The organism is Belliella marina (assembly GCF_042682445.1).
In the GTDB taxonomy this organism is placed as follows: Bacteria; Bacteroidota; Bacteroidia; order Cytophagales; family Cyclobacteriaceae; genus Belliella; species Belliella marina.
This window is the reverse complement of sequence record NZ_JBHUHR010000012.1, coordinates 211,840-221,008: the sequence shown is the minus strand read 5'-3', so window position 1 is coordinate 221,008 and position 9,169 is coordinate 211,840. Positions and strand designations below refer to the sequence as shown.

The 9,169-nt window shown below is 39.6% G+C and carries 5 protein-coding genes; 1 reads left to right on the top strand and 4 read right to left on the bottom strand.

Annotated features, from left to right (window positions below; genetic code table 11):
• A partial coding sequence (locus ACFSKL_RS04110; protein ID WP_376883735.1) for a hypothetical protein occupies positions 1-827 on the bottom strand: 827 nt, incomplete at its 3' end.
• A gap of 215 nt (positions 828-1,042) precedes the next feature.
• Between ACFSKL_RS04110 and ACFSKL_RS04105 the strand changes: the two genes are divergently transcribed.
• On the top strand, positions 1,043-1,201 hold the full coding sequence (locus ACFSKL_RS04105) for a hypothetical protein (protein WP_376883734.1): 159 nt from the start codon (positions 1,043-1,045) through the stop codon (positions 1,199-1,201).
• A gap of 145 nt (positions 1,202-1,346) precedes the next feature.
• On the opposite strand, the gene ACFSKL_RS04100 is transcribed toward ACFSKL_RS04105, so the two are convergent.
• The 3 genes from ACFSKL_RS04100 to priA form a co-directional block, all read right to left on the bottom strand.
• Positions 1,347-3,467, bottom strand: coding sequence for a T9SS type A sorting domain-containing protein (locus tag ACFSKL_RS04100; protein ID WP_376883733.1), 2,121 nt, complete (start codon positions 3,465-3,467; stop codon positions 1,347-1,349).
• 344 nt (positions 3,468-3,811) lie between these two features.
• The gene (locus ACFSKL_RS04095; RefSeq protein ID WP_376883731.1) at positions 3,812-6,127 is read right to left on the bottom strand and encodes a sensor histidine kinase; all 2,316 of its coding nucleotides are present in this window, start codon (positions 6,125-6,127) and stop codon (positions 3,812-3,814) included.
• Positions 6,128-6,138: 11 nt separating this feature from the next.
• Positions 6,139-8,658 (bottom strand): replication restart helicase PriA, encoded by a 2,520-nt coding sequence (gene priA / locus ACFSKL_RS04090; protein WP_376883729.1) that lies wholly within the window; start codon positions 8,656-8,658, stop codon positions 6,139-6,141.
• Positions 8,659-9,169: the final 511 nt, after the last annotated feature.

Genomic DNA, 9,169 nt, shown 5'->3' with positions numbered 1-9,169 from the left:
TAAAAATACTGGGAAATTGTACCACCTACGCTCAACAGGCCGGGGCTGATGGAAGAATAAGTGTCAAAATCACCGTCTATTGCATTTTCGGGATTGTCCACGCCAGAACTCCCCAGGCCCAACAGGTCAATGTTTATGCCTGTAGCATCAAAGGAGGTGAACTGTGCCTGGCCGCAGGGGTCTTCACCCTCCAAAGTAAACGCATTGTATACATCCAGGGTAAACTCTTGCGCCAAACCAATCAGGGATATGGAATTGTTGAAAATCCTGATCCTGTCATATTCCTGGTCAGGTCTGATTGCCAGATAAAAACCACCGGCCTGGTCTGTCACCAGCCTGGCCCTATCGATGTTGAAACCTCCGGCATCGGAGCTCGCACGTTCCAATATTATATCACTGCCGTTCCTTGCCTGGACCTGGATTTCCTGTCTACCCAACAATACCAATCCCAACACATCTGCCAAGGCTTCGCCCAGGCTTCCGCCAAGAAGTGCCCCAAGCAGGTCCGAATCCCCGTCGATCCTTACATAGGATGTTGTGTTTGCCGGCAAGGCATCAGGGAATTTAAGCTCGATAATCCCATTATAGGAGTTAACGCCCAATACAATTCCGGGTGTAGCTAGCAACCTGGCAAAACTTCCCGGGTCATCGTTCAGGGCATTTAGTGGATTAAGGACTGTAGCCCCGCCTAAAGGTTTATTCCCACTGGTAAAAGTCACCTCGTCTGCAAGGGACTTTACGATCTGTGCATCCAGCGTATTTGAAAAGGCAAATACTGCAATAAAAAGAAATACATAGATTCTAAAAGACGGTAGATATTTTCCCATATTAAAAACGGTTTTTTTGATAGTAAATCAAAACTACCAAATGGGTAAAGACAAAAATATCCACTGGGTTCTTTATGTCATCAAAACAACTGTTTTTGTAATCTAAACAAGATTTAATTTTAATAATATCATAGATTATTTATTAAAAAATCGGAATAATCCCACAAACAACTCTATTAGAACACATTACCTTCCAAGACAAATCAATATTCTTTATGGCATTATTCAGATCATACCAAAAGGGAGAATGGTCATATACAAACAAAACTGCAAGTAGAAAAACAAAGCAGGAAGGAGTAAATCATGTAAAAAACCATTTAAAACAATCAAAAAATACTATTTCAAACAGGGAGACTACTATTAAAAACTCATAAAGAGAGACGCCATTTCAAGTTGATCCCTTTTGGCATAAGGGAAAGAAGTAATGGTCAACCACGTAGACTTCATTCAAAAATGGATTCCCTGCCTTTTCATTTGGTTATCTGTATAAAAGGGAAAAGACAGAAAACCATCTATGCTTTACTTTATGATCTTGGCTGTATACAGTTTTGACTTTCCATATATTTGAAGAATATAGACGCCTTTTTGAAGATGACCTAAGTTTGGAATGGTTATTAAACCACTCGGTCCTCCATCTTCTAGCTTTTGATCCAATAAAATATTATTTCCGTCTGCGGAAACGATCCTGATCTTTGACACCTCTCCTATTTCTTCTTTGGTTTGAACATGGATTTCATTGACAAAAGGATTGGGATATACGTTGATTATTGACTGATCCTGAATGAGATGGGGCAACACTACCCTTTTCAGGGATGAAAATGACTGATTGTTTTGGCCTTTGCCAGCATGCAATACCCTATAGTAATTGACCTGCATTGGAAAAGCATCAATAACCAAATACCTCTTATTTCCAGGATTGATTGGAATTTTAGAGATAGTATGGAATTTCAGGTCTTCCCCTGCTTTTTGAAGTTCAAAAAAACCTTCTTCCATTTCAGACTTCCAAGAAATATGGACTTGATCCCTTGCCTTAACATGGGTTTCAAAATCAAGAATATCCAAGGGAAGAATTACAAAAATCGATTCAAAATTAAATGGTTTCACATCCATACACCCAAGTTCATTGGTGTAGGCCAAGAAAAACTCATAGGTATCCGGATCTCTGAAAACCCAATTCTCTATCGTCAAAATATTATTCCCATCAATATTATAAACAGTCCCATCAAAATCAACCATTCCATCATAAATTGGCATGGTCAATTCCGCATCCAAATACCATGAGAAATCCCCTTGCAAGTCTGTATTGTAGACAGGTGATAATGTAATCGGGTTATATCCCTCATAATAAACAAAATAATCACCGTTTCTTTCCGCTTCACCAGTTGGGATTACATCTATGTACTCCTTGTCAGGTACATCAATCAAAGTGATCCCAATGGTAGTCGCTTCGGTGGGGTTCAAGCACCCTGACCTGTTAGTGTACAATTCGACTTGATGATCACCCGCAGGAAGATCATCAGGCAGTATCAGGGATCCATTATAGCCAACGGGATTCCCTCCTATTCTCCATTCATAAGTATCTCCCGGGTAAATAACCTCTTGTGTAAACGTCAAAGATTCCCCTACGCAAAACACATGGCCTTCTTCATCTTCGATTTCGATTTCAGCACTGTGTTCCGTCCTTGAAACTTCAAAAACATGTAAATTGTCCAATGCATTCAACAACCCACCGGCCAAAGCCACTTCTATTCTGTTGAAAGGCTGATTTGCCGGAAAAGATAATTTGTAGATGTCCGATTCACCTGGAAGAAGGGTTAGGGTTAAAAATGATTCCAATAAAGCCATATTCTCTACCGGTTCATTATCCATGTAGGTATTGATGGCAAATTGCTCTGCCAATAAAGAAAGGTTTAATAGCCCCCCTGGATTTCTTAAAACGACATGCACAGAATCCCCCGATCTACTAGGATCATCAAAAAGGGCTGTCACATGGGTTTTATTCCCTATTGTAACATTGCCCCTTAAATCCGCATACGTGTCCAAATCCCCATCGAATGCCGACCCAGGATCGATCACAGGATTCAAACCTCCAAGCAAACCTGATGTACTGCCATATAACACATCCTTTACCGATTCGCAGACAGAAAACTCATCAGATAGATAATATACATCGTAAACATCAAAGCTTAAACCTAAACCAAGTAAACTACTCAGGTTTATTTCTATTCTATCAAAGCTCACCTCAACCCCACCTGCATTTTCAGGTATAAAAACCAACTCTGAAACCTCTTCACCTCCCAATAAGCCTATAAGCGAACTCAGGTTGATTGTAGTACTCACTTGTGTACCTCCAAGATAAGCCCTTATACTAACATTTGAAGCTAATTCCAACAAACCAGAAGATTTCCCAACTTTGATTCGAATTTTCGTTCCAGCTGGAACTGTATGATCAAATCTAGGTCTGATCCAAGCAAAATTCCCTAGTCCCAAATTAACATTTAAAGTAGCAAATGTCTGAGGGTTTGCATCCCTGGCATTGTTTGGATTCGTTACACTGGCAGTTGGCAAACCTAAAATTGTTGATCTCCCACTTTCTACTCCAAAATCAGCATAAACCCTGGCATTTTGGGCAAAAGACATAGTAATAGAAGTATTTAAAAATACCAATAAGAAGCAAAGAAGGCTTCTGGCTCCACATCTAAACCCAGTAGTTTCCACAATTTCCGTAGTTTTAAAAAGATCAACCGCACAAACCCGGTATAAGGGATTTCAAAGCAGTTACTACGAAGGTCAGGATTTTGGCGAACTTAATTTAGTGTCACCATCCACTCCATTACAAACAGAATCAAACTACAGTTTAAACGATACTAAAAACATATTAAATGATTTAAAAGCAACTAAATCAAAATGAAATTTTGAATAAAATTACATTTACATACTTTTTGATGACAAAAAACCTCCCATATAAAACAAAATACTCCCATTTAGAAAATCAATGTGACAATTGTCCCCTCATTCGGGATTGAATTGATCAATATTTCACCATGATTCAATGCCACAAACTTTTCTACTGTTACCAAGCCCAGACCAAAACCTTCCGTATTCTGTATATTAGAAGCCCTGTAGAATGGTTTAAACACATTGTTCAACTCTGCCGGGGGAATACCAACCCCATTGTCTTTGATTACCAGATAAAGTGTCCCCCCATTTTTTGCGATTGTAAAAATAACGGGCTTTCCTTCACCATATTTTATGGCATTGTCCAATACATTCTCAAATGCCCTTTGGATCAATATCTTATCCCACATGATAGTTTGCTCAAAATCAATGGTGGAATTGAAAACCACTAGGTTTTTGAACCTTGCCTTATTCACAATCTCCTCCAGAAAGTTATTGATCTCCACCTCTACCAAATTGACCGGAAACTCACCCTGATCAACTTTTTCAGACTCCAACACTTTCACAACCAATTGATCTAGGTTATTGGTTTCATTTTCTATTTTCAGGAGTTTATCGAAAACCACCTTCTTTGACTTTTGGGCATCTTGGTCATTTTTCAAATAGAATTTCCCAATATCAATACTCGATTTGATGATAGCCAATGGGGTTTTGAATTCATGGGAAACCAGGGAAATAAATTGGGACTTGAATACATTGACTTCTTTTTCCTTTTCGAGAGCTTCCCTGAGTTTGATTTCATGTTGGATCCTCGTGGTCGTATCCCTCGCTATGATGGATATTTTGTTTATTTGACTGTGGCTGTCCAGAAGCAGATCGAGCGAAACATCTATCCATTTATCCCCTTTATCGGTCTTGAATTTTTGCAAACTCTGGTAATGTGCCTTTCCAACTTTGAACTGTGGCTGAAATGTATCTTCCACCAATTTGTGGATCAATTGAAAGGTGTCTTTTCCCAATATTTTCTTAACCGATGGAGACATATATTCTATTTTCCTATCCTTATTGAGTATGATGACCAAATCGCTGGTTTTCTCCAGAATATTGGAAAACAAATATTCTTTTTCTTCCTTGAGCTTGAAAAGTTCTTCTTTTTCATTCTTCTCCTGAATTGCCTGTACAATCACTGTATAAAACGAAAACAAGGGTGTAAGCCTTTCAACCAAATCCTGCCCAAAACCTGACTTTCTGTTCGCCAAGCCAATCATTGCGATGGTATTATCATCCTTGCAGATCGGTATACCCATAAAATTAGATAAACTTGGATGCCCAGATGGTTGTTTGACATCCCTGAACAACGAGGAATCATTGATAATCATCACTTTTTTTGTATTGATGCATTTATCTATAAAATTACCGGGATGGTCAAACAAAAAATTGTTTCTACTATAAGCCTCAAATAAATTAAAGGACTCTTTCGATAAAGTCGAAATGTCGGATACAGCATCCAATTTCAAAAGTGGTTTATCGGAATATTTTGTGGTAACCTGCCCGATAAAGCCCAATTCCGCCCCAGAGGTCTTGAGTATAAATTCCAAAAGCTTTTTAAGCGTCACTTCATCCTGTTCATATATAAAAAAGTCATTTTGGATCTGAACCAAACCTCTCAAAATCTCATTGCTTTTCTTCAATTCATATTCAGCCCTTTTAATCTCCTCAATTGGCAAAATATTGATCCCAATACATTTCTTCCCATCTATTTCAATTTTAGAGAATTCCATATCAAACCAATTTGGACATCCTTCTCCAAGGAGTACTTGAGCCCGTAAAAGAAATTCCCTTTCCGGATTTCCCAACCAAGACTTTACCCTGTCGAACTCCTCATTTCCGTTGAAAAACATTTCCAAAGGAAAACCATTGTCCATTTTTGAATATTGAAATGGCACCATTTGCAAAAGCATACCATTTGCAATCAAAACCTCCTCTAATTTGTCATCAAAAATAACATAAGGATTTGTGATATTCTCCAAAACCTCCATTACAGAGGTGGTACGGTAGGTCAAATATCTCTTGCCAATCCCAAGTACCAAATAACCTTTGATCTGCCGCTTCTCCCTATCAATCCAAAAAATATCCTTGACTTGAAGCTTATCTTCATCCATCACAAGATATCCGTCATGCTTCACGTCATCAATAGCTATTAGTTGGCTTTTTTTGGGGGGAAGTTTGTTTCCATCCAAATCCAACAGGTTGGATTCAAATTCTTCGATGTTTGAAATCAAACCCAAAATTCTCTCCCCAAAACTAAACACCAACCTTTGACTATACCCAAGCAGATTGCCTGTATCCATGTCAAAAATATAATCTTCATTCTTTATCGAACTAACAATTCCAGCATCCATTTCTTTTGGTTTTAATATGGGTCTACATCCACTACTACCCTTACACTCCTGAATTCTTTATTGGCATACATCTCTTCCAAAATCAACTGCAAACCATGTTTGAAAACTGCCTGTGCATTTCCAGACTTATCCAACTTCACAAGGCTTTCAAAGATAAACTGATTCTTGATTTTACCAATCAGACCTTTCTCCGGTCCCAACATTATTTTTTTGACATTGATATCATTTAGCAGGTTATGCAAATGCCTTGCAGCTTTTTCGGCAGTTTTGTAATCTTTGTGTCGGGAAGAAATCTTTATCAATTTGACAAATGGAGGATAGAAAAACTTCTGCCGTTCGGTCATGTCCTGCACATAGAAGTTCTTGTAATCTCCCTGAATCACTTTATCGAATATATAATGATCCGGTTTTCTGCTTTGGATCACTACTGTTCCCCTTTTCTCCCTTCTTCCTGCTCTTCCCGCTACTTGGGTGATCTGTTGAAAAGCCCTTTCACCAGCCCTAAAATCAGGGAAATACAAAATCCTATCAGCATCCAATATCCCAACCACTGTTACTTTTTCAAAATCCAAACCCTTGGTAATCATTTGGGTACCAACCAAAATATCAATATTCCCTGCACCAAAATCTTCCAATAAACGCTGATACCCGTATTTGCTTTTTGTAGTATCCATATCCATCCTTGCAACCCTGGCTTCGGGGAATAGCAAGGAAATACTTTCCTCAATCCGCTCTGTCCCCAGCCCCACGGCAGCCAATTTCCCACTGCCACAAGCCGGACAGGTTTTCGGGACTTTTTCCTTGAATCCACAGTAATGGCAGCGCATCTCCTCACCAAACTGGTGGTAGGTCAAACTCACATCACAATGCTCACACTCCGGAATCCAGCCGCAGTCCTCGCAGGAAATATAAGGTGCATATCCCCTCCTATTCTGGAAAATCAAAACCTGTTCTTGCTTGTTCAATGCCTCCTGGATCTTTTCCCGCATCAGTCTGGTGAAATCCAGTTTGAGAAGGTTTTTCTTTTTGTCCACCAAAATATCCGAAAGGAAATATTCGGGCAATTGCGCTTCCCCGTATCGGCGATCCAGCTGTACGTAGCCATATTTCTTCGTTCTGGCATTGTAATAACTCTCAAAAGAAGGCGTCGCTGAACCCAATATTGTTTTGGCCTGATGCAACCAAGCCAGCATGATGGCAGCATCTCTCGCCTGAAATCTCGGGGCAGGATCATATTGCTTGAATGATGCTTCGTGCTCCTCATCCACAATCACTAATCCCAAGCTATCAAATGGAAGAAAAATCGACGAACGCACACCTACAACAAAGGAAAACTTGCCACTGATGACTCCATTCCAAACCTCCACCCGTTCGTTGTCGGAATACTTGGAATGATACACACCCATTTTGCTCCCGAAGACCTTCCTCAACCTCCCTACCATGTGGGTAGTCAGGGCGATTTCTGGAAGGAGCAAAAGGATCTGGCTGCCGCTTTCAAGGGCTTCTTTGATCAGTTGGATGTATATCTCGGTCTTTCCACTTCCGGTGATTCCGTGAAGTAATGTCACCTGCTTTTCTTCAAATCCCTCCTTGATCTGCCCCATGGCAACACCTTGCTCTTCTGACAAAACGATCTCCTCATCGCTTTCAGCAATCTCTTCAAACCGACTGATTATCAACTTATATTCCTCCAAAACATTGTTTTTGATCAATGTTTTGATAGAACTCATGGATAATCCGGCATCTGAGAATACTTTTTTGTCCAAGCCTTTCACATTCAATTCCGGATTCTGATAGACTGGAATTTCCTGTAAATATTTGAGCAATATTTCCTCCTGCTTAGGTTTGGAATCAAGCTCTTGGAATAGGTTTTCCAATGCTTTTTTATCCTCGGCATATTCTTTTCTCAGACGGATTCTGGTCTCGACTTTTGGAGTATATTTATCTTTTACCTTTTCGAAAACGATAATTGCCTCTTTGATGACCAGACTTTTGATGATCCCATGGATGGTTTTGATACCGAGCAACTGCTCGCAGTCTTCATAACTCAACTCCTCCCTACTAGCCAAAGCCTGTAAGATTACCTCTTCCCTATCATCCAAAGGATACATGGATGTTTCAGAATCATAGGTTGGATTAAGTTGGATTTTACTCTCGCTGCTCAGCTTCAGTCCCGAAGGCAATGCTGAATTCATCACCTCACCAATATGGCAGCAGTAATACTCTGCCATCCAAGCCCAGAATTTGATTTGCAGTGGGTTGACCACGGCATAGGTATCCATAACATCCAAGATTGGTTTGGCGTCATATTCTTTGGGAGGCTTTTGATGTACTTTCCCAATGATGCCTGTGAGGACTTTTTTGGCACCAAATTGCACCATCACCCGGTATCCAATCCCAATCTCCCCAGCCAGACTCCTTGGAATCTTGTAAGTGAACATCTTGGGAATAGGAACAGGCAAAATCACATCAGCAAAAAGCCGTGACTTCTCATCTTGAGGTTCGTAAGCATCTCCAAATAAACTTTCCAAAAATATAGTCTTTAATCAAGTTTTCATTTTGGGCCAAAAGAAAAAGACCCTAAGGCAAATATAGGGAAATGGAGTTGGTGATTTTAGATTTTAGAGGGGAGATTTTTAGATTCAAGATCTAAGACACAAGAGGCAAGACAAAGTCTCGCTGAGAGCTCAAAGTTGCAAAGATACGCTAGGGATGGTAAATGTGGGATTACAATTTAGAGCATAGTGGGTTTTTGATTCATTATTCGGAGTTCAAAATTCATAATTTAAAATTGTCGAATTTTGAAATTTAAATCCCACTGTTTCAGTCCTCTGACTAACATTTTCCCTTACGAGAAAACAAAAAGCAACTTAACTTAGAATGTAACCTAATATATCTAGAATATATTCTATTTATCTCAACACCTAAAACAGCCATTTCCACCAAACGTACCTATTCCCAAAACAACAAAAAAATCCATCTGCCACGTCCTGAAAATACTTGACACTTTTTTTTCAATTGAAGAGATTCAACCACTTCGTG

What these genes read in the sequence shown, in the direction of transcription:
- ACFSKL_RS04105 (WP_376883734.1), top strand. Translation starts at nt 1,043, where the DNA reads ATGGCATTATTCAGATCATACCAAAAGGGAGAATGGTCATATACAAAC.
- ACFSKL_RS04100 (WP_376883733.1), bottom strand. Translation starts at nt 3,467, where the DNA reads ATGTCTTTTGCCCAAAATGCCAGGGTTTATGCTGATTTTGGAGTAGAA.
- ACFSKL_RS04095 (WP_376883731.1), bottom strand. Translation starts at nt 6,127, where the DNA reads ATGGATGCTGGAATTGTTAGTTCGATAAAGAATGAAGATTATATTTTT.